This window comes from Nocardia sp. NPDC058658, assembly GCF_042716665.1.
Lineage (GTDB): Bacteria > Actinomycetota > Actinomycetes > Mycobacteriales > Mycobacteriaceae > Nocardia.
In genome coordinates this window covers 37,912-58,101 of the sequence record NZ_JBHXRR010000026.1, presented here as the reverse complement: position 1 = coordinate 58,101, position 20,190 = coordinate 37,912, and the positions used below count along the sequence as shown (strand labels likewise).

Annotated in this window: 23 protein-coding genes; 6 read left to right on the top strand and 17 right to left on the bottom strand. The window is 68.4% G+C overall.

Annotated elements, in window-relative coordinates:
* Positions 1-189: 189 nt before the first annotated feature.
* Positions 190-813, bottom strand: a complete 624-nt coding sequence (locus ACFWUP_RS27065; RefSeq protein WP_379238786.1) for a riboflavin synthase — start codon at positions 811-813, stop codon at positions 190-192.
* Positions 814-890: 77 nt separating this feature from the next.
* Positions 891-1,040 (bottom strand): hypothetical protein, encoded by a 150-nt coding sequence (locus ACFWUP_RS27060; RefSeq protein ID WP_379238785.1) that lies wholly within the window; start codon positions 1,038-1,040, stop codon positions 891-893.
* Positions 1,041-1,382: 342 nt separating this feature from the next.
* On the opposite strand from ACFWUP_RS27060, the gene ACFWUP_RS27055 reads away from it, so the two are divergent.
* Positions 1,383-1,853: a hypothetical protein gene (locus ACFWUP_RS27055; RefSeq protein WP_379238784.1), complete on the top strand. Its 471-nt coding sequence runs from the start codon at positions 1,383-1,385 to the stop codon at positions 1,851-1,853.
* Here ACFWUP_RS27055 and rpe read toward each other — a convergent pair whose 3' ends face one another.
* The gene (gene rpe, locus ACFWUP_RS27050) at positions 1,854-2,510 is read right to left on the bottom strand and encodes a ribulose-phosphate 3-epimerase (RefSeq protein WP_379238819.1); all 657 of its coding nucleotides are present in this window, start codon (positions 2,508-2,510) and stop codon (positions 1,854-1,856) included. It lies immediately after the preceding gene.
* Positions 2,511-2,663: 153 nt separating this feature from the next.
* Here rpe and ACFWUP_RS27045 point away from each other — a divergent pair, with 153 nt between their 5' ends.
* Both ACFWUP_RS27045 and ACFWUP_RS27040 read left to right on the top strand, forming a co-directional pair.
* The gene (locus ACFWUP_RS27045; RefSeq protein WP_379238783.1) at positions 2,664-3,032 is read left to right on the top strand and encodes an anti-sigma factor; all 369 of its coding nucleotides are present in this window, start codon (positions 2,664-2,666) and stop codon (positions 3,030-3,032) included.
* The gene (locus ACFWUP_RS27040; RefSeq protein WP_379238782.1) at positions 3,032-3,946 is read left to right on the top strand and encodes an RNA polymerase sigma factor SigF; all 915 of its coding nucleotides are present in this window, start codon (positions 3,032-3,034) and stop codon (positions 3,944-3,946) included. The genes ACFWUP_RS27045 and ACFWUP_RS27040 overlap by 1 nt, the downstream gene beginning before the upstream one ends.
* Positions 3,947-3,968: 22 nt before the next feature.
* Here ACFWUP_RS27040 and ACFWUP_RS27035 read toward each other — a convergent pair whose 3' ends face one another.
* From ACFWUP_RS27035 to ACFWUP_RS27010, 6 genes are all read right to left on the bottom strand, one after another.
* The gene (locus ACFWUP_RS27035) at positions 3,969-4,313 is read right to left on the bottom strand and encodes an MmcQ/YjbR family DNA-binding protein (protein WP_379238818.1); all 345 of its coding nucleotides are present in this window, start codon (positions 4,311-4,313) and stop codon (positions 3,969-3,971) included.
* A gap of 91 nt (positions 4,314-4,404) precedes the next feature.
* Positions 4,405-5,763: an RsmB/NOP family class I SAM-dependent RNA methyltransferase gene (locus ACFWUP_RS27030; protein WP_379238817.1), complete on the bottom strand. Its 1,359-nt coding sequence runs from the start codon at positions 5,761-5,763 to the stop codon at positions 4,405-4,407.
* A 610-nt stretch (positions 5,764-6,373) separates the two neighbouring features.
* Positions 6,374-7,297 carry a methionyl-tRNA formyltransferase gene (fmt, locus tag ACFWUP_RS27025; protein WP_379238781.1) on the bottom strand — a complete coding sequence of 308 codons (924 nt, stop codon included), beginning with the start codon at positions 7,295-7,297 and terminating at the stop codon, positions 6,374-6,376.
* Complete coding sequence (gene def / locus ACFWUP_RS27020) at positions 7,297-7,836, bottom strand: peptide deformylase (protein ID WP_379238780.1); 540 nt, start codon at positions 7,834-7,836, stop codon at positions 7,297-7,299. Before def ends, fmt begins: the two co-directional genes overlap by 1 nt.
* 76 nt (positions 7,837-7,912) lie before the next feature.
* A complete protein-coding gene (locus ACFWUP_RS27015; RefSeq protein WP_379238779.1) occupies positions 7,913-8,932 on the bottom strand; it encodes an esterase/lipase family protein in 1,020 nt (339 codons plus the stop codon).
* 63 nt (positions 8,933-8,995) lie between these two features.
* The gene (locus ACFWUP_RS27010; RefSeq protein ID WP_379238778.1) at positions 8,996-9,673 is read right to left on the bottom strand and encodes a PadR family transcriptional regulator; all 678 of its coding nucleotides are present in this window, start codon (positions 9,671-9,673) and stop codon (positions 8,996-8,998) included.
* 86 nt (positions 9,674-9,759) lie between these two features.
* On the opposite strand from ACFWUP_RS27010, the gene ACFWUP_RS27005 reads away from it, so the two are divergent.
* Together ACFWUP_RS27005 and ACFWUP_RS27000 are read left to right on the top strand one after the other, a co-directional pair.
* Positions 9,760-11,328, top strand: a complete 1,569-nt coding sequence (locus ACFWUP_RS27005; RefSeq protein ID WP_379238777.1) for an HD domain-containing phosphohydrolase — start codon at positions 9,760-9,762, stop codon at positions 11,326-11,328.
* 42 nt (positions 11,329-11,370) lie between these two features.
* Positions 11,371-11,763, top strand: coding sequence for a nuclear transport factor 2 family protein (locus ACFWUP_RS27000; RefSeq protein ID WP_379238776.1), 393 nt, complete (start codon positions 11,371-11,373; stop codon positions 11,761-11,763).
* Positions 11,764-11,816: 53 nt separating this feature from the next.
* Here the strand turns inward: ACFWUP_RS27000 and ACFWUP_RS26995 are convergent, their stop codons facing one another.
* The 8 genes from ACFWUP_RS26995 to ACFWUP_RS26960 all read right to left on the bottom strand — a co-directional run bounded on the left by ACFWUP_RS26995 (position 11,817) and on the right by ACFWUP_RS26960 (position 19,769).
* Positions 11,817-12,404 (bottom strand): TetR/AcrR family transcriptional regulator, encoded by a 588-nt coding sequence (locus tag ACFWUP_RS26995; protein ID WP_379238775.1) that lies wholly within the window; start codon positions 12,402-12,404, stop codon positions 11,817-11,819.
* Positions 12,405-12,454: 50 nt separating this feature from the next.
* Positions 12,455-14,905: a primosomal protein N' gene (locus ACFWUP_RS26990; RefSeq protein WP_379238774.1), complete on the bottom strand. Its 2,451-nt coding sequence runs from the start codon at positions 14,903-14,905 to the stop codon at positions 12,455-12,457.
* Positions 14,906-14,919: 14 nt separating this feature from the next.
* A complete protein-coding gene (metK, locus tag ACFWUP_RS26985) occupies positions 14,920-16,131 on the bottom strand; it encodes a methionine adenosyltransferase (RefSeq protein WP_379238773.1) in 1,212 nt (403 codons plus the stop codon).
* 236 nt (positions 16,132-16,367) lie between these two features.
* Positions 16,368-17,585, bottom strand: a complete 1,218-nt coding sequence (gene coaBC, locus ACFWUP_RS26980) for a bifunctional phosphopantothenoylcysteine decarboxylase/phosphopantothenate--cysteine ligase CoaBC (RefSeq protein WP_379238772.1) — start codon at positions 17,583-17,585, stop codon at positions 16,368-16,370.
* A gap of 27 nt (positions 17,586-17,612) precedes the next feature.
* A complete protein-coding gene (gene rpoZ, locus ACFWUP_RS26975; protein ID WP_056810542.1) occupies positions 17,613-17,891 on the bottom strand; it encodes a DNA-directed RNA polymerase subunit omega in 279 nt (92 codons plus the stop codon).
* A gap of 27 nt (positions 17,892-17,918) precedes the next feature.
* On the bottom strand, positions 17,919-18,503 hold the full coding sequence (gene gmk / locus ACFWUP_RS26970; protein WP_379238771.1) for a guanylate kinase: 585 nt from the start codon (positions 18,501-18,503) through the stop codon (positions 17,919-17,921).
* Between the two features lie 6 nt (positions 18,504-18,509).
* Positions 18,510-18,830: an integration host factor, actinobacterial type gene (mihF, locus tag ACFWUP_RS26965; protein ID WP_194825168.1), complete on the bottom strand. Its 321-nt coding sequence runs from the start codon at positions 18,828-18,830 to the stop codon at positions 18,510-18,512.
* A gap of 348 nt (positions 18,831-19,178) precedes the next feature.
* Complete coding sequence (locus ACFWUP_RS26960) at positions 19,179-19,769, bottom strand: TetR family transcriptional regulator (protein WP_379238770.1); 591 nt, start codon at positions 19,767-19,769, stop codon at positions 19,179-19,181.
* Positions 19,770-19,799: 30 nt separating this feature from the next.
* Between ACFWUP_RS26960 and ACFWUP_RS26955 the strand changes: the two genes are divergently transcribed.
* Positions 19,800-20,147 (top strand): DUF6463 family protein, encoded by a 348-nt coding sequence (locus ACFWUP_RS26955; protein ID WP_379238769.1) that lies wholly within the window; start codon positions 19,800-19,802, stop codon positions 20,145-20,147.
* The last annotated feature ends 43 nt before the right edge of the window (positions 20,148-20,190 follow it).

The following is a 20,190-nucleotide window of genomic DNA, read 5'->3' as shown; positions in this document are numbered from 1 at the left end:
ATCGGCGGCCGGGGCCGCGTGTTTCTCGGCCCTGGGGGCCTCGATCTTCCCTCCCGGCGGGCACTCCTTCGTCGCGCCCTCTGGTCAGTCCAGATCGAGGCGGCCGAGAAACTGCCTATGGGATGGCATTGACTTCCTACATTACGGCGTGGTCCTCGGTCGTTCCGTGAGGCCCGGCGCCGTTTGTCCTCAACCTCGCTGAGCGAGGCGTTCCACGTACTTCGCGATGACGTCTACCTCGAGGTTGACGGTGGCGCCGACGGGGGCGGTGCCGAGGACGGTCAGGGCGAGGGTGGTGGGGATCAGGGAAACCTCGAACCAATCACGAGATCCGTCGGTGTTCGGTTCATCGTCGATGCCGAGCGCCGAGACGGTAAGGGAGACGCCGTCGACGGTGATGGAGCCCTTCTCCACGACATAGCGGGCGATGGCGTCGGGCAGGGAGATGCGGACGATCTCCCAGTTCTCCGACGGGGTGCGGCGCAGCACGGTGCCGGTGCCGTCGACGTGGCCCTGCACGAGGTGGCCGCCGAGGCGGCTGTTGAGGGCGGCCGCGCGTTCGAGGTTGACCGGGGATCCCGGGGCCAGGCCGCCGATGCTCGAGCGCTTCAACGTCTCGTCCATGACATCGACGGTGAAGCTGTCGCCGTCGACCACGTCCACGACGGTGAGGCACACGCCGTTGACCGCGATCGAATCGCCGTGTCCGGCATCGGAAGTCACCAGCTTGCCGCGGATCGTCAACCGGGCGGCGTCGGTCAGCGCCTCGGTGGCCACGACCTCGCCGAGCTCCTCGACGATCCCTGTGAACATGCCTGACTCCCTTGTCGCGTCATCCGTACCTGTTCGGCCCAACAGCGGGTGAGTGGCCGCTATTCCCGCGCGGCCACTCAGCTCGTCGCACAGCCGCCCGGCTCGTCGCACAGCCTAGTGGCGTGGTCGGTGAGCCCGAGGCGGGGGCCGAAGCCGACCGCGCGCAGCACTCGGTCACCGAAAGCGATCAGCAAGGCATCGATTCGGCGGCAAAGGGGTATCGACATGACGCAACGCCGCCGTTAATCAAAGCGGCGGTTGTCGTTCAATCCAATTTTCGGCGAACCGGTCCATGCATTCATCCGGCCGTCTTAACCTGGTATTACCCGCCATTACGAACTGGAAACACGGTGAGCGGAATGCTTGCTTCCGCCGCACCACTGACGCAATATTGTTACGTCAACGATTCCTGCTGTTCAACCAGATGTCGGGGCCTGGAACTGCGGATATCGCCTGACATCATCGCCCGGAGCATTGCGGCTACCGGGAGTTCGCCCCAGGGATAGTCCACCACTCCAGGAAGACAACACTGTGGGTTACAACAGGTTCGCAATATGTGGGGGTGCCGCGTGAGCACATTGATCGATTCGACGCTGGAAATGCGCTGCGTGCGTTATCGGCGCGAGTTGCACCTACCGGCCAAGATCGATTTCCAATCCCGGCGCATCCTGCTCCAGATCGGCGCGCACTACGGTGCGGTGACCATGCCCGGCGACCTGGGCGAGCGGGTGCTCGCCCGGTTGCGCGAGGCGGGGATCGCGGGCCCGGTCGTCGATCACCCGCGCGCACGGCGCTGGACGTTCCTCACCGGGCCGTGCCGACCCGAGTCCGTCACCGCGACCGCGTCGGCGGAGCTGTTCCGCCTGTACGCGACTGTCGCCTGCGCGGGCAGCCAGATCGTGCTGCCCTCCCCCGACGACGAGCGCACCGGCTACCGCACCTGGGTGCAGGCGCCCGAACCCGGCGACCAGCGGCCGCCGGTACAGGCCGTCATCGACGCGGCGCGGGCGCTGGGCGCCCGCAAACTCCGCTCGCTGTAGTTACGGCAGCCAGGCCGAGGTGGCCAGGTTGCGCAGCGTCTGCACGGCGGCACCGGGGTCGGCGGTGTTGTAGACGGCCGACCCGGCCACGAAGCAATCGATCCCGGCCGCGGCGGCCTGCTCGATGGTGTCGTCGTTGATGCCACCGTCGATCTCGACGACCAGGTGCAGTTCGCCCGAGTCGACCAGGTTGCGCACGATCCGCGCCTTCTCCAGCACGCCGGGAATGAACGACTGCCCGCCGAAACCGGGTTCCACGCTCATCACCAGCAGGGTGTCGAATTCGCGCAGGATCTCCAGGTACGGCTCGATCGGGGTGTTCGGCTTCACCGACAGCCCGGCCCGGCCGCCCGCGGCGCGGATATCGCGCGCCACCGCGATCGGATCATCGGTCGTCTCGGCGTGGATGGTGACGTTGTAAGCGCCCGCCTCGGCGTAGCTCGGGGCCCAGCGGCCCGGATCGTCGATCATCAGGTGGCAGTCGAACGGGATGTCGGTGGCCTTCAGCAGGCTCTGCACGATCGGCAGACCCAGTGTGAGGTTCGGCACGAAGTGGCCGTCCATGACGTCGACGTGAAGCCAGTCGCAACCCTCGACAGCGGCGGCCTCGGCGGCCAGATTCGCGAAGTCCGCGGACAGGATTGACGGGGCGATCATCGGCTGGGACGGACGAGAGAACGTCGGAGTGGACACAGCGCGCAAGTGTAGCGACGGCCATGGTGATTGCCGTGACGGGTTATGGGTAGCCTCATCAGGGTGACCAATTTTTCGGCGGAACATGGGCCTTTCGGCGCCCCGGTGGAGATTCGTGTGGCAGCCCAGCTGACGCAGCTGCCAATCGTGCGCGGACTGGCCGAAACACTGGTGCTACTCAGTGATTTCACCCTCGACGAGGTGGCCGATGTGCGCCTGGCCGTGGACGAGGTGTGCTCGACGATCATCGCGATCGCAGGCCCGGATACGCTGCTCACCTGCGAATTCCTTGTCGGTGACAACGAATTGCAGGTGCGCGTGGACGGCGTCGCGGGCGCACAGGGCATGCCGGATCAGCGCAGCTTCGGGTGGCATGTGCTGCGCACACTCTGTGACGAGGTCATTGCCGACCAGCGCGACTTCGACGCGACCGTGTCCGGGTATCCGACGACGGTCCGATTCCGTCGGGTCCGGGGGAAGGCGTAGTGCACGGCGAGGAAAAACAGCCCGACCAGCACGATCTCAGCGAAACCGACACCACCGACTCCCCTGCCGCCGAGTCGGACAAGACCGCTGAGCCGGACAAGGCTGAAACAGCTCTCGAGCAGGAAACTCTCGACGACGAAACCGACACGCCCGAACCGGTGTCCGGGTACGACGACGTCAGCGCGCTGTTCGAGCGGCTGGCGGCGACCGAGCCCGGCAGCGTGGCACACGCGGTGGCCCGCGACGCGCTGATCAACCGCTGCATCCCCCTCGCCGACCACATCGCGCGCAAGTTCAGTGGGCGCGGTGAGCCGTTCGACGATCTGTCGCAGGTGGCGCGCGTGGGTCTGGTGCACGCGGTGGACCGGTTCGATCTGAGCCGCGGCTCGAATTTCCTGTCGTTCGCGGTGCCGACGATCATGGGTGAGGTCCGGCGGTATTTCCGGGACAACACCTGGGCGATGCGGGTTCCGCGGCGAGTCAAGGAAACTCACCTGCGCATCGGCGCGGCGGTGGACCAGCTGTCGCAGCGGTTGGGGCGCTCACCCACTGCCAAGGAGATCGCCGCCGAACTCGACGTCGATCCCGATGAGGTCACCCAGGCGGTGATCGCGGGCAACGCCTATCAGCCTACGTCGATCGACGCGGCTTCGATCGGGCGCGACAGCGATGCCTCGCTGCTCGACACCCTCGGCGAGGAGGAATCGCAGTTCGACCGGGTCGAGGAGTACATCGCGGTGCGCCCGCTGCTGGCGGGCCTGCCCGAGCGTGAGCGCCGCATTCTGACCATGCGGTTCTTCGAGTCGATGACGCAGACGCAGATCGCCGCACAGCTGGGGATCTCTCAGATGCACGTGTCGCGGATTCTCGCGAAAACGCTTGCGCGCCTGCGCGAATTGTCCGAACGGGACTGACGCGCACCAGGACAACGACGTCCTAGGCGCTCTCCCTCGCGCGCCGCAGTTTCGCGGGTGCGCGCAACCACCAGGCACTGTCGATCAGTTCGGCGAGCTGTTGCCGGTCGACCACGTCGAGGTCGATGAGAATGTACGGGTGCCCGTCGTAGTGCGGGGTCGTGTAGAAGGACGGGTCGCCGGAAGCCAGCAGCGCCTCCTTTTCCGCGGGCTCGCAGAGCAGCACGAGGCCGCCTTCGGCTTCGTCCCGTAGCCGGGCGAAGCTCTTTCCGCCGACGTTCAGGCCCGGACTGCGCCACCAGGTGCCTTCCGCCACACCCGGCAGCTCCGTCGCCATCGCCACCACCTGTTGCCACGTCATCGCCATCTGCCGATTCTCCTGCGCGGCGAGGGCCGTGCGCTTGGACAAATGGAACGGCGCCGTCCCGCTGGGGAACGGCGCCGTTGTCGTGTCGCGGCTATTTCTTGCGCAAGGTCGCCAGGAACATGGCGTCGGTGCCGTGGCGGTGCGGCCACAGCTGCGCGGACGGGCCGTCGCCGAGAGCGGTGACACCGGGCAGGTATTCGCGGCTGTCGAGTTCCTCGGCGCCGGTGCGACGGACGAAATCGGCGATCACGGATACTGTTTCGGCCAGGTGCGGCGAACAGGTGGAGTACACGACGACACCGCCCGGACGCACCAGATCCCATGCGGCGGTGAGCAGTTCACGCTGCAGGGTGACCAGTTCCGCCACATCGGCGGGGGTGCGACGCCAGCGTGCTTCCGGGCGGCGGCGCAGGGCACCGAGGCCGGTGCACGGTGCGTCGACGAGCACGCGGTCGTAGCCGGGGGTCAGGCCGCTGTCGCGTCCGTCGGCGACGTGCACGGTGACGGGCAGGTTGCGCGTGGATTTGCGGACCAGTTCGGCGCGGTGCTCGGCCGGTTCGACGGCGTCGACGGTGAACAGGTCGATCGCGGCCAGTGCGCCGAGCAGGGCCGCTTTACCGCCGGGACCTGCGCAGAGGTCGAGCCAGCGCCCGTTGTCCGGACCGTCCAGTGGTGCGCGGGTGAGGGCGAGCGCGACCAGCTGGGAGCCCTCGTCCTGGACCGAGGCGATGCCGTCGCGGACCGGTTCCAGCAGGCCCGGGTCGCCACCGTCGAGGTACACCGCGTACGGCGACCAGCGGCCCTCTTCGCCGCCGGTGACCAGAGCCAGTTCTTCGGAGGTGATCTCGCCGGGGCGGGCGACCAGGTGCACGACCGGGCGCTCGTCGTCGGCCTTCAGGAGTTCGTCGAGCTCGCCTGCCTCGGCGCCGAGCGCGTCGGCGAAGGACTGGGCGATCCACTTCGGATGCGCGTGTTCGAAGGCGAGCTTGCCGACCGGGTCGGCGGGTGCCAGCTCGGCGATCCACTCCTCGTGGGTCTTCTCCCCCGCCCGGCGCAGCACGGCGTTGACGAAACCGGCACGGCCCTGGCCGAATTCGGCGCTGGCCAGATCGACGGAGGTGTCGACGGCGGCGTGCGCGCTGGTGCGGGTCCGCAGCAGCTGGTAGACGCCGAGGCGCAGGATGTCGAGAATGGGGCCGTCGATTTCCTCGACCGGCCGGCCCGCGCACGCCGAGATCACGGCGTCGAGCTGGCCCTGCGAACGACTCGCCCCGTAGGTGAGCTCGGTCGCGAAGGCGGCATCGCGCCCACTGATCTTGCGCTCGCGCAACAGTTTCGGCAGCGCGAGGTTGGCGTAGGCATCGCGTTCACGCACCGCGCGCAGCACGTCGAGGGCAACCTCGCGCGCCGGATCCACGGGTTCGCCGCGGCGCTTGCGCGGGCTGGGCACGCTGGGATCGGGACGTTCGGGACGGCGCTGAACGGGCGCCTTGCCCGCACCGGCATCCCGGCCGGACGCACCACGACCCCGCGAATCCCCTTCGCGCGCACCACGATCGGGACGCGATGCACCACGATCGGATCGTCCCTCACCGGAACGTCCAGTACCTGAGCGACCTGCGCCACCACGCTGCTCGGCCGCGCCACCACGCTGTGCGGCCGCCTCACCCCGCTGCCCGGGCGCCTTCGCACCACCGAAACCGGGACGGTCGTCCGCGCGGCGTGGCCCGCCGGATCGGTTGCCGCCGTCGCGGTCGTCGCGGCGAGGTCGATCGGCGCCACCCCGGTCGTCACGGCCGGTCCAGCGGTCGCCGTCGGCGCGGGGGGTGGTGGTGCCCTTCGCAGCGCGGGCAGCCCAGCCGCCGTCGACGTTCTTGCCGGTGATCTTGCGGTCCTCGCGGGAGCTGCCCGGCTTGCCGGTGGGCTTGCGGTCCTCGCGGGGGCCGACACCCTTCGCGGCGTCGGCTTCGCGACGCCTGCGGCGGTCAGAGGCACTCATGCCTGCACCTCTCGGTCACTGGGCTCCGAAACCATGGCAGCTGCGTCAATCGGGCGCTCGCTCATCCGATCACCGTGCCGGGGGCGAGGCGGGCGCCGCGGGCCCAGTCGAGGGCGTTCATCATTTTCTTGCCGGGCGGTTGGACCTGCCCCAGGCGGACCGCTGTGGTCGATGTTCCGACGAAGACGCCGGATTTGCGCACCTCGATCTCGCGTTCGGGCAAGGTTTCCTCCACCATTTCCACCGGGCCGAGTTTGAGGCGCAGCCCGTTCACCTCGGTCCACGCGCCGGGCGCCGGGGTGACGGCGCGGATGTGACGGTGGATGGCGAGTGCGGGTTCGTCGAACCCGATCCGTCCCGCCTCCACGGTCACCTTCGGTGCGTAGGTCACGCCGTCGTGGGATTGCGGAATCGCTTGCAGCGACCCGTCTTCCACACCGTCCAGGGTCTTCTCGAGCAGCACGGCTCCGGCTTCGGCGAGCCTGGCCAGCAGTTCGCCCGCGGTGTCGGTCAGCCCGATCTTCTCGGTCATCACCCCGTAGACCGGGCCGGTGTCCAGGCCCGCTTCGATCAGGAACGTCGACGCGCCGGTCATGTCGTCACCCGCGTCGATGGCCGCCTGCACGGGCGCCGCCCCGCGCCAGGCGGGCAGCAGCGAGAAGTGCAGATTGATCCAGCCGTGCGTGGGGATGTCCAGGACCTGCTGCGGCAGCAGCGCACCGTAGGCGACGACCGGGCAGCAGTCGGGCGCGAGTTCGGTGAGCGCGGCGACGAATTCGGGTTCGGACGGCTTGCGCGGCGTGAGCACCGGAATGCCGTGCTCGTCGGCGAGCTGTCCCACGGGCGAGCGCAGCAGCTTGCGGCCACGGCCGGCGACCGCGTCGGGTCGGGTGACCACCGCGACGACCTCGTGGCCCGCGCTCTCGATCAGTCGGCGCAGCGACGGCACCGCGGGTTCGGGGGTGCCGGCGAAAACTACCCGCATCAGCGACCACCGCCCACACCGCTGGATTCGCGCACGGTGATCCCGCCGCGGAACCAATCGGATTCGCGGATGGTGCGCATCGCGTCCTTGCGGTCGGCCGGTTCGAGGCGGTTGATGAACAGCACGCCGTCGAGGTGGTCGTGTTCGTGCTGGACGCAGCGGGCGAGGAGACCGTCGGCCTCGAATTCCACCGGTGCGCCGGTGACGTCGACCCCGGTGACCCGCACGCGCGAGGCCCGGCGCACGTCGTAGCGCACGCCGGGAATCGACAGGCAGCCCTCCGGACCGACCTGTTCGTCGGCGCCGATCGCCGACCATTCCGGGTTCACCACGTGGCCCGCCGCGTCGCCGGTGTCGTAGACGAACACCCGCAGCCCGACCCCGATCTGCGGTGCGGCCATCCCGACCCCACCGTCGTCGTGCATGGTCTCGGTGAGATCGGCGACCAAGGTGGCGAGGTCGGGTCCGAACTCGGTGACCGCGTCGGCACGCGAACGCAGGATCGGGTCGCCGAACAGGCGAACGGGCTGAATGGTCACGGCGGCTCCCGGGGAGGACGAATTGCGGTCGTCCCAGTCTAGAGACCCCGTCAGGTGCTTCCGTCCAGCCCGGCCGTCATGAGTTGCCCGCGATGATCACCTCGGGAATACCGGTGCCGAGCGGAACCGGCTTGCAGACCGGAGCCGGTGCCCGGACGGGATCGAGGACGCGCTGCAGCAACTGCTGCACGAACGGGTCGTAGACCAGGTGGAAGTGGCCGGTCATGTCCTGCGCGCACTCGTCCTGCAGCACGATGTTCTCCGCGCCCGCACCGCGTAACGCGATGTTGGAGAACGGCTGGATCATCTCGTCGACCCGGCTGCCGACGGTGACGTAACGGACACCCGGCACGGTGTCGCCGCCCGCGTTGAGCTCCACCATCAGCGGTTCGCCCTGCGCCTGCTGGACCGCCGCCGTTGAGGTGACGCGCGCGAAGACGCCCATCATGCCCGGCACGGCCTGCCCCACCGGCACCAGGCCGTACATGACCCCGCCGTAGCTGGGCGAGGCCAGACCGACCCAGGTGCCGACCTTCGGCGCGCCGCCGAGCTTGTTGACGTAGAACCGGCTGACGTTGGCGCCCTGCGAGAAGCCGACCAGATCGACCTTCGTCGCCTTGGTCGCGACGAGCACATCGTCGACGAACGCGGCGAGCTGAGCGAAACTGATCCGCATGTCCTCGGTGCCATAGGTGTCGGCACCCGGCGCCCCGCCGTAGTTCAGCGCGAAAACGCAGTAGCCTGCCGACACCAGCTGCGGTCCGATACCAGCCCAATCGGAGTACACGCTCGAGTCGGTGCCGTGCACGAGCACGACCGGTCGCGGATGCTCGACGCTCGGGGTACAGCCGAAGTTGTTGAGGCCCACCGGAACCGAGTTCGGATGGGCGTTGATGTAATGAGCGGCTTCCAGATGATCGGACTGCGCCGGACCGACTTTCATCGGAACGACAGCGGGCCGATATCCCGCGGGTTCAGCGGCGGCGATCGGCGCGATGGACACACCGATCACCGCCGTGCACGCGAGTGTCGTGACCGACACCGCCGTGCGCAATCGTGATGTTCCCCAACCCCACAACGTTCCCAGTTGTTCCATGACCCAAAACAATTACTCCATGGGTCCGACAACCGCACGCCGGGAGGGCCGTTCACGACGCCCTCACTTCTCGGGGGTTGCGTCGCCCTCGGTGTTGACATCGTCCTCGGCGAGGATTCGATACAGCGCCCGGCGGGTCTCGGCGAGCACCTCGGCCGCCTTCGCCGCCTGCTGGGGCGTGCCGACCTGGGCCACCTGACCGACCGCGCCCATCACCTGTCCGACCAGGCCGCGCAGGTCGAGCGCCTGGGCGCCGACATCCTGGCGCACCTCGGCCCACGGGTCGCCGAGATCCTCGCGATGGGTCTCGACATAGACCTTGCCCTCGTCGGTGAGCTGCGCGGTTTTGCGACCGGCCACCTTCTCGATGAGCACCAGACCCTCGTCCTCGAGCTGGGCCAATGCCGGGTAGATCGACCCCGGGCTGGGGCGCCAGACATCGTCGCTGCGGTCGCGGATCCGCTGGATCAGTTCGTAGCCGTGCATGGGGCGTTCGACGAGCAGCAGCAGCACCGCGGCCCGCACGTCACCGCGCCTGCCCCGCCCGCCACGGCCGCGTCCACGACCGAAGCCGGGGCCGAATCCCGGCCCGAAACCCGGGCCGAAGCCGGGTCCGAACTCGGGGCCGTGCCCGTGACGTCCGCCGTGGCGGAACTGCTGACGGTCGGGACCGAATTCCCGCGGGCCCGGTCCGCGACCGCGCCGGAAGTGTCCGAATTCTCGTTGTTCTTGGTTGTGCATGACAGCCTCCTCGGGCTCTCTCGTTGTTCTTGACACTATCGACGATATATCGGCAATGCATCGAGTGCAAGGAGTAACCTGAATTCGTGACGGACCCACCCTTTCGGCTCGCCGAGCTGGTCGCCTCGCTGTCACTGGCCACCGACCTCGGGCTCGGCCAGCCGCAGGAACACGTCCTGCGCCAGACCGTTCTGGCCGTGCGACTCGCGCAGGCCGCGGGGCTGTCGGAGGCCGATCGTGCCGCCGCCTACTACGTCTCACTGCTGGCCTGGGTGGGCTGTGTCGCCGACTCCCCCGAGATGGCCCGCTGGTTCGGTGATGACCTGCGGATCCGGGCCGACAGCTACGACGTCGACAAGACCGGGCTGCCGATGATGGGGTTTCTGCTCGGACACCTCGCCGAAGGTGCCTCCCCGCTGCGCCGGATCGCGACGACCGGCCGTTTCCTCGCGGGCGGCGTCCGCGACACGATGGACTCGTTTCTCACCCACTGCCGGACCGCAGCCGATATCGCCGAACGCCTCGGTATGCCCGATGCCGTTCAAGCGGCGCTGCCGCAAGCCTTCGAACGCTGGGACGGCCACGGCGTACCCGGCGGATTGCGGGGCGAGGCGATCACTCCGGTGATGCGGGTCGTACACATCGCCGATGACGCCGAAGTCCATGCGCGCGTGGGCGGTATCGATGCGGCGGTCCGAATGTTGTTGTCGCGCAGCGGAACAGAATTCGACCCCGACTTGGTCGAACTGTGCACGCGAGACGGCGGGGCGTTGCTCGACGGGCTGGACCAGGTCGATGCCTGGCAGCAGGTGATCGACGGCTGCGCGGCGCTGGACAGACCGATCCCGGACTCGGAACTCACCGATGTTCTCACCGTTTTCGCGGATTACTCGGATGCGAAAGCGACCTGGTTTCTCGGCCATTCGCGCGGTGTCGCCGATCTGGCCGAAGCCGCGGCCCGCGAGTACGGCCTGCCCGCAGATCAGGCAGCCACCGTGCGACGGGCGGCCTTGGTGTGCCGTCTGGGCACCATCGGTGTCTCGACGGGAATCTGGAACAAACCGGGACCGCTGACCGCGTCCGAACGCGAACGAGTGCGGATGGTGCCGTATCTGACCGAGCGGGTGCTGGCGCGCAGCCCGCACCTGGCGGCGCTCGCGGGCCCGGCCTCGATGGTCTACGAACGGATGGACGGCTCCGGGTATCCGCGCGGGCTCACCGGGTCGATGCTGCCGCCCGCCGCACGAATTCTGGCCGCCGCCCAGATGTTTCGCGCGCTCGGCGAGGACCGACCACACCGACCGGCCATCGTTCCCGACGAGCGCGCGCGTGTGCTTCGGGCCGAAGTGACAGCGGGGCGACTCGACGGCGACGCGGTGGCCGCCGTCCTGGCCGCGGCCCAGGGTCGACGACCACGCAAACGCGCGCAGATCGCCGGCCTCACCGCCCGCGAACTCGACGTCCTGGCCCTGCTGGTGCGCGGCCGGTCGACCCGCGAGATCGCCCAGACCCTCGGCATCAGCCCGCGCACAGCGGGCAGTCACGTCGAGCACATCTACACCAAGATCGGGGTGCACAGCCGCGGCTCGGTCGCGGTGTTCGCGATGCGCCACGGCCTGCTGCCCGACGAGGATCAGGCGGCAAAGATCGGGTGATCACCCGATGTTCGATGTCGGCGCAGGTCGCAGACTTTTCCCATGACTACTTCGACCCCCACCCCGCAGGTGACCGCATCGGTCGCCGACCTGTTTCTCGCCGCGTTGATCCGGCGCGACTTCGCCACCATGGCGTCCTACCTGGCCCCCGAGGTCACGCTGCGCGGCCTGATCCCACCCGGCCCGTTCACCGAGGTCGGCGCCGATCCCGCTATCGAACGCTTCCGTGGCTGGTTCGGCGGACCCGACGACTTCACCGTCGTCGATTCCGGCCGCGACCGCGTCGGCGACAAGCTCGCGCTGCACTGGCGGGTCCGGATGCGCCCGGCCACCGGTTCCCCGCGCCTCGCCGAACAGCGTGCGTTTCTGACCACCGACAACGGCACGATCACCAGCATCGACCTGGTGTGCACGGGCTGGCAGCCCATCGAGTGAGCCGAGCCCGACGGGGGTTTGCGCCGGGCTCAGCAGACCCCCTTGACCTGCCTCTACTTCTGCGCCAACTCGTCGATCCATCGCTCCAACCGCGCACCCTCGGTGACCATCAGTTCCGGGTCGCGGAAGGTGTTGGCGAGCAACGAGATTCCCTGGTAGGCGGCGACGAAGGCGATCGCGAGTTCGCCGGCGTCGTCGCGACCCAGCTCCGCGAACTGCTCCCGGGCCCACTCCACGAGCAGCCCGATCACCCGGGCGGGCTCGCCGCCGAAGGCATCCTCGCGCTTGTCGAGTTCGGCCGCGAGCGAGCCGGTCGGGCAGCCGAATCGGGCCGCCATCTCCCGCTGTTCGACCCAGCTGCGGACCATCGCCTTCAATTTGTCGGCCGGTCCCGGCAGCTCCGCCAGCTCGGCGACCGCACCCGCCAGCACTTCGGCGTGGAGCTCGAGGACCGCGGCGATGAACTGATCCTTGGTCTTGAAGTAGTAGTAGACGTTGCCGACCGGCACGTCGGCCTCGCGTGCGATATCCGCGATCGTCGTCTTCTCGATCCCCTGCTGGTAGAACACGCGCATCGCCGACTGCACCAGGCGTTCCCGCTTCCCGAGCTTGGGGCTGACCTGCGCCTCCGATTCAGTCATGCAACTAACTATAGGCAGTCGGCGCTCGCACTCCGGCGGCTGCACGCCGATCACCCGATATCGACCGGGTCGACCTGCACCCGCAGCGGCGCATCCGACCGATGCGTACTCCGCACCGCCTGCGCCGCCGCCAGCGCACGAGCCAGCGGACCACCCTCGGACCGACCCACCCGCAACAGCATCCGCTCGACTTCGGCGGGCGCGTCACCGCCCGAGAACGGCTTACGGGCGGTGGGTGGCAACGGCACCGGCCCCAAGATCTCGGTGCCTTCGGGAAGTGTTGCGGCATCGAGCAATTCGGCGATGGAACCGGAAGTCCCGTCCACCGCCGCCAACCGAACCGCGGGCGGAAAGCCCACCTCGGCTCTGGCTTCGAGTTCGGCGGCAGCGTGGTTGACCGGATCCCAGCGAACCAATGCCTGCACCGTGGGCAACGAGGGCTCGGCCATCACGATGACCTGTCCGCGCGGGCGAACCAGGGCGGCGGCACCCATCCAGCGACGCAGGGTGTCCTCGCTCGCGCGCAGGTCGGCGCGACCGAGCAGTGCCCAGCCATCGAGCAACAGAGCCACCCCGTATCCGCCGGGGACGACAGGTTCGGCGCCGACCGTCGCCACGACGACCTGGGCGCCGGGTTCGACGGTGTCGAGCATGTCCCCACCCCCCGACGTGCGAATGGGAACCCCGGAAAACGCGCGCCCGAGTTCCTCGGCGGTCCGACCCGCCCCGATCACTGTCGCCCGCAGCGCCCGGGCGCCACACGCTTGACAGCGAAACGCCGCCTCGGTGATCCCACACCACTTGCACTGCGGGCTGGCCGCTGCACCGTGGGCGGAATGCGGCAACGCCAACGGGCCGTTGCAGTGCCGACACCGTGCGGGCGTGCGGCATTTCGCACAGGCCAGCGACGGAACATATCCGCGTCGCGGCACCTGAACCAGCACCGCCACGTTTTCTTTGATCGCCGAACGCGCGGCCGCGAACGCCACCCCAGGCATGCGCACCGACCGCGCCAGCGCATCACGCTCCAACGCGAAATCGCTGTCGCCCGGCGCGCTGATCCGGGGCGCCACCTCACGCAACACCTCGCGGGGGGCGAGAAGATCACGTGCCCAACCGGATTCGACCACCGCCTGGATCTCCGCGGTCCGCGCGAAACCGGCGGCGACGAACGCGGCACCTGTCTCGTGGGCGCGCAACATCGCCACTTCACGGGCGTGCGGATAGGGCGAGCGCGGCTCGGCGTAGGTGTCGTCACCGTCGTCCCAGATCGCGATCAGCCCGAGATCCCGCGCGGGCGCGAACACCGCCGCCCGGGTCCCCACCACGATCCGCGCCTGCCCACGCAACACCGCCAACCACCGCCGATACCGCGCCGCGGGGCCCAACCCCGCGGACAGGCCGACAGCCGAATCACCCACCAGCGCAACACATTCGGCGAGCAGCCGATCGAGGTCACGTTGATCGGGCACCATCAACACCGCACTGCGCCCGGCGGACACCACGGTCGCCGCCAGCTCCGCGAGCCGCGCCGCCCAGTCCTCCCCGGGTAGCGCCTGCCACGCCGCCCGCACACCCCTCCCCTGCGCCAGCGCCCCGACGAACCCCATGCCGTGCGCATACCGACCCCACGCCGACGCGTCGACCTCGACACTCGATTCCGCTGCGACACCGGGCATCCCCCGGACACCCGCCCGCGCAACCGCAGTCTCCGCCGCACCCGCACCGAACTCCTCAGCCGGATCGCCGACGTCGCTCGAGCCTTGCGCGGCCCTCACCGAGTCCCCACCGGACCTCTCCGCCGAATCGCCCACTTCGCCCGAACCTTGCGCGGCCCTCGCCGAGTCCCCGCCGGACCTCTCCGCCGAATCGCCGACGTTGCCCGAACCGGATGCGACGGAGCCGCCCGAGCGCGAAACTTGCTCGTCATCAACAGCTTCCGGCGCCGGGCCGACCGCATCCCGCTCATCGGCGGCGACCGACTCCGCCGACGCGGACGCGGACGCGGACGTGGACGTGGACGTGGACGTGGACGTGGACGTGGACGTGGACGTGGAATAATCGGCGGTATCAACAACTTCCGCCGTCGAACGCGCCGGCTTCTTCACGGCATCGGTTTTCTTCGCACCGCCGGTTTCGGTGCGGGCGTGGCGCGGCGGGATGGCGAGGCGCAGGACATCGGCGCGTGTCCCCGCGTAACGGGCGGCGACCGCAGTCGCCAGACGCAGGATGTCCGGGGTGAGGACGCGTTCGGGTGAGACGACCCGTTCGAGCGGCATCATCTTGCCGTTGTGGTCGCTGCGGGGCAGACGTTCGAGGAGGTAGCCGTCGACGAGCCGTCCGGCGAAACGGACGCGCACGCGAACGCCCGGCTGAGCGATCTCGTCCAGTTCAGCGGGGACGAGGTAGTCGAAATCGCGGTCCAGGTGCGCAGGCGACAGCAGCGGGAGCACCCGTGCGATCGGGTGTCCCGCTGCTGTCGATGGTTCTTCCGCTGGCACGCGGTCCGTGGGTATTACAGGCCGACGGCCGCGCGCAGCTTGTCGGCGCGGTCCGTGTGCTCCCAGGGCAGGTCGACGTCGGTGCGGCCGAAGTGACCGTAGGCCGCGGTCGGCGCGTAGATCGGGCGCAGCAGGTCGAGATCGCGGATGATCGCGCCCGGACGCAGGTCGAAGACCTCGGAGATGGCGGTGGCGATGCGGGCCGGGTCGACCTTCTCGGTGCCGAAGGTCTCGACGAACAAGCCGACCGGGGCCGACTTGCCGATCGCGTACGCGACCTGCACCTCGACGCGATCCGCGAGGCCGGCGGCCACGACGTTCTTGGCGACCCAGCGCATGGCGTAGGCGGCCGAGCGGTCGACCTTCGACGGGTCCTTGCCCGAGAACGCGCCGCCACCGTGGCGGGCCATGCCGCCGTAGGTGTCGACGATGATCTTGCGGCCGGTCAGGCCGGCGTCACCCATCGGGCCACCGAGCACGAACTTGCCGGTGGGGTTCACCAGCAGCCGGAAGTCGGCGGTGTCCAGGCTCGGCATGTTCAGATCGGCGAGCACGGCCTCGACGACCTTTTCGCGGATATCGGGCGCCAGGAGGTTGTCCAGGTCGATATCGGCGGCGTGCTGGGTGGAGATGACCACCGTGTCGAGGCGGACCGGACGGTCACCGTCGTATTCGATGGTGACCTGGGTCTTGCCGTCGGGACGCAGGTAAGGCAGCACACCCGACTTGCGGACCTCGGTGAGCTTGCGCGACAGGCGATGTGCCAACGCGATCGGCAGCGGCATAAGCTCGGGCGTGTCGGTGCAGGCGTAGCCGAACATCAGGCCCTGGTCACCGGCGCCCTGACGCTCGATCGCATCGTCGGAACCGCCGACGCGCGCCTCGTGCGAAGTGTCGACACCCTGGGCGATATCGGGCGACTGGGCACCGATCGCGATATTGACACCGCAGGAATTGCCGTCGAATCCCTTTGCGGAGGAGTCGTATCCGATCTCGAGGACCTTCTCGCGCACGATCCGCGGGATGTCGGCGTAGGCGGAGGTGGTGACCTCGCCCGCGACATGGACCTGCCCGGTGGTGACCATGGTTTCCACCGCGACCCGGCTGCTCGGGTCCTCCGCGAGCAGTGCGTCGAGGATGGAATCGCTGATCGCGTCACAGATCTTGTCCGGATGCCCCTCGGTCACGGACTCACTGGTGAATAGCCGACTACCTGTCGTACGCACAGTTATTCCCTCTCCCTCAACGGGTTACTCGTTCGGCTTGTGACGGTAACTTCTCGGTGTTACCGCGCAACCCTTCTCATCAAGACTATTCCAAACCACCGACATGGTGGCGAGTAAATACCAAGCCACCACGCGAACACCCGCACCGGCGGTACACTGCGCGACCACCGTTGCCGTGCAACAGTTTTCGCGCCACACAGACGCGGAGCACCCGCTCAGCCCCAGCTGTCAGGACCTCAGCGCAGCAACGGGACCAGCGCGTCGAGCACCCGGCTGGCCAGCAGCGCCTTCGATCCGTGATCGAGCGCGGCCTCGGTGCCGTCGGCGCCGAGCAACCAGCCGTCGTTGGTGTCGACCTCGAACGCCTTGCCCTCGCCGACCGCGTTCACCACGAGCAGATCGCAGCCCTTGCGCGCCAGTTTGGCGCGCGCGTGGGTGAGCACGTCGCCGTTGTCGTCACCGGTCTCGGCGGCGAAACCGACGATCGCGGTACCGGCCAGGCGTCCCTCGGTGCGGGCGTCGACCAGACCGGCGAGGATGTCCTCGTTCTTGGTCAGTGGGATCACATCGGGCTCGTCAGCGCCCTTCTTGATCTTCGCTGCCGCCACATGGGTCGGACGGAAATCGGCGACCGCGGCCGCCATGATCACCGCGTCGGCGCCGAGCGCGTGCTTGTCGACCGCGGTCTTGAGCTGGTCGGCGGTGGTGATGTGGACCAGTTCGACCGCGGCGGGCGGCGCGAGCTCGATGGTGTTGCCCGCGATCAGCGTCACCTGGGCACCGCGCTGGGCGGCGACCCTGGCCAGGGCGTAGCCCTGCTTACCGGAGCTGCGGTTGCCGAGGAAGCGCACGGGGTCGAGGGGTTCCCTCGTGCCACCGGCGGTGATCACCACGCGGCGACCGGTCAGGTCGCGGGGCAGCGCGTCGGCACGTTCGAGCAGCAGCGAGGCCAGACCGAAGATCTCCTCCGGCTCCGGCAGCCGTCCGGGACCCGTATCGGTGCCGGTGAGCCGACCCGACGCGGGTTCCATCACGTTGGCGCCGTGCGCGCGCAAGGTCGCGACATTGGCCACCGTGGCCGGATGCTCCCACATCTCGGTGTGCATCGCGGGCGCGAACAGCACCGGACATCGGGCCGTCAGCAAGGTGGCGGTGAGCAGATCGTCGGCGCGCCCCTGTGCGGCGCGCGCCATCAGATCCGCGGTGGCGGGGGCGATGACGACGAGATCGGCCTCCTGGCCGATCCGGACATGCGGCACCTCGGGCACGTCGGCGAACACCGTGGTGTGCACCGGCTGCCCGGACAGCGCCTCGAAGGTCGCTTTGCCGACGAACTGGAGAGCGGACTCGGTGGGGACAACCCGCACCTGATGTCCGGTCTCGGTGAAACGGCGAACGAGGGCACACGCCTTATAAGCGGCGATGCCCCCGCCGACCCCGACGACGATCCGCATGGTCTTACGCCTCCGGAGTAGAGATTGTCACTCGCCCTCGGTGTGTTCGAGCAGGTCGGAGTGGATTTCGCGCATGGCGACCGACAGCGGCTTCTCCTGCAGACCCGGCTCCACGAGGGGGCCGACGTACTCGAGGATGCCGTCACCGAGCTGGTTGTAGTAATCGTTGATCTGACGCGCGCGCTTGGCCGCGTAGATCACCAGGGCATACTTGGACGAGGTGCGCTCGAGCAGCTCATCGATCGGGGGGTTGGTGAGGCCGATCGGGGTGTCGTACGCGGGTACTGCGGTGATGTCTGTACTCACTAGGAGTGGCTCCTGCGGGTTAGTGGGTCAAGAACTCGAATTTGTGCTAACGAACAACGATACCAACTGCTCACACGCAGTGGTTACCTCGCTGTTCACGATGACCGTGTCGAACTCGTCACGGGCCGCCAATTCGACCCGGGCGGTCTGGAGCCTGCGCTCGATCACCTCGGGTGTCTCGGTGCCGCGCGAACGCAACCGCGAGACCAGTTCTTCCCAGCTCGGCGGCGCGAGAAACACCAGCAGTGCCTCCGGCATCGCCTGCCGGACCGACCGTGCACCGGCCAGGTCGACTTCGATCAGTACTGAAAGTCCGCTCGCCAGCGCTCGACGCACCGGGGCGGCGGGGGTGCCCGATCGCTGCAACCCCCCATGGATGTCTGCCCATTCGAGCAGTTCGTCCGCCGCGATCATGGCGTCGAACTCCGCTCGGGAAACAAACCGGTAGTCGCGACCGTCGACCTCGCCGGGACGGGGGTCCCGGGTTGTCGCCGACACACTGAAAACCAGCTCGGGCAGGCGTTCCCGCACGCACTTCACGACCGTGGATTTACCCACGGCCGAGGGGCCGACCAGTACTACCAGCCGACCCTTCCGCGTGTTTTTGTCCACCAGACTTTAGGCGTCGAAGTCGAAGCGGGTGAGCAGCGCGGCGCGCTGCCGGGCACCGAGACCACGGAGACGACGCGTAGGCGCGATCTCCAGCTCGGTCATGATCTCCGCCGCCTTGACCTTGCCTACCTTCGGCAGAGCCTCGAGCAGCGCAGAAACCTTCATCTTGCCGAGAATCTCATCGGACTCGGCGTCGGTGAGGACCTGCTTCAAGTTCGTTCCACCACTCTTCAGGCGCGACTTGAGCTCTGCCCGAGCGCGGCGAGCGGCAGCCGCCTTCTCCAGAGCAGCGGCGCGCTGCTCATCGGTCAGCTGGGGAAGGGCCACGGGTTCCTCCGTCTCATCGTTCATTGCCAGATCTACCGCCGGTTACCCGGACGGTCTGTGCGACCGTACCCACGGTGCGCGCCGATTGCGAACCCGACCCCCAGGTCAGGGCAGGATTACGGATGCCGTATGGCGCGCGCGGACTCGATGCGGTGACGGCTGATTCCGCCATCACGATCGTACCGCCGAATCAGGAAAATGCATCCCCACCTGCGGTTATACCGATATGGGCGATGATAGCCACCAGGTAGCGCGAGCGTCGAGTTCGACCCTGGCAAACCCGGTGGTGCGCGACCAGCGGATTTCCTGAAAAAGCCCGCGTGTCGCCCGATTTCGCGCAGCGTGTCGTCACGCTCGGGCCCGAAACTCGTCGAGAACCGCCCCCGAAGCGGTCGCCACGACGTCGTCGATCCAGTCCGGAATCGGGGCCGCGCGGGCGATGTAATCGCGGACGAGTCCGTACGGAATCGCCTTCACGGCGGCGCCCGCGATGGCCAGCGAGCGGTCGTCGGCGGCGCCGAATTCCGTCACGACGGCGGTCAACAGGGCGGCGTTCATGTCGTCGTTGACACCGGCGATCTCGGCCCGCAGATCGTCCGGACCGACCTCGAGGAGTTCGTCGCGATGGAACATCTTCATCGCCCGCGCCTCGGTCGGGTGCGCGCGGCAGTAGCGCGGCAGGAACGTGGCGGCGGCCAGCAGTGGCGCGGGACCGGTCAGCGCCGCGATGAAGCCCTCGTGGAAGCGGCGGATAGATCGCAACCACAGCCGGGCGAGGAGTTCGTCACGTGAGGCGAAACGCACATAGAGCGACCCGGAGTGCACCCCGGCCGCGGCACCGATCGCGGTGATCGCCGGTCGGGTGACGGCGGGGTCGATCAGCAGGTCACGGGCCGCGTCGAGCACCTGGTCGTCGGTGAAAAGGCGAGGTCTTGCCACCGGCTCAGCCTAGTGGCACAGTTTATGAATATGGATTCAAAAACAAGATTTCCGCTCGCCGGAGCACTGATGATCTTCATCGGGACTGTGCACACCGCACTCGGTGTGGCCCTGTTCACCGCCGACGATCACGACGTGGAACTCACGTTCTGGTTCACCGAGTTCGGGGTGCTCGCGGTCGGTTTCGGTATCGCGATGATCGCGCTGGAACGCGCGCTCGGGTACCTGCCGGGTGCGGTGCTGCTCGCGCTCGGTGTGGTCACGGTGTCCGGGCTGGCGTTCATGCCGCTGTCGGGGTTCCTGACGGTGCTGGTGCCCCTCGGTGTCGGCGCGTTCGGATGGTGGCGAGCGCGCGACAAACGCTTCGCGGCGACCTGAGGTCGGACGGACCTATTCCGAAAAGCGCACTACCGAGGCGGCC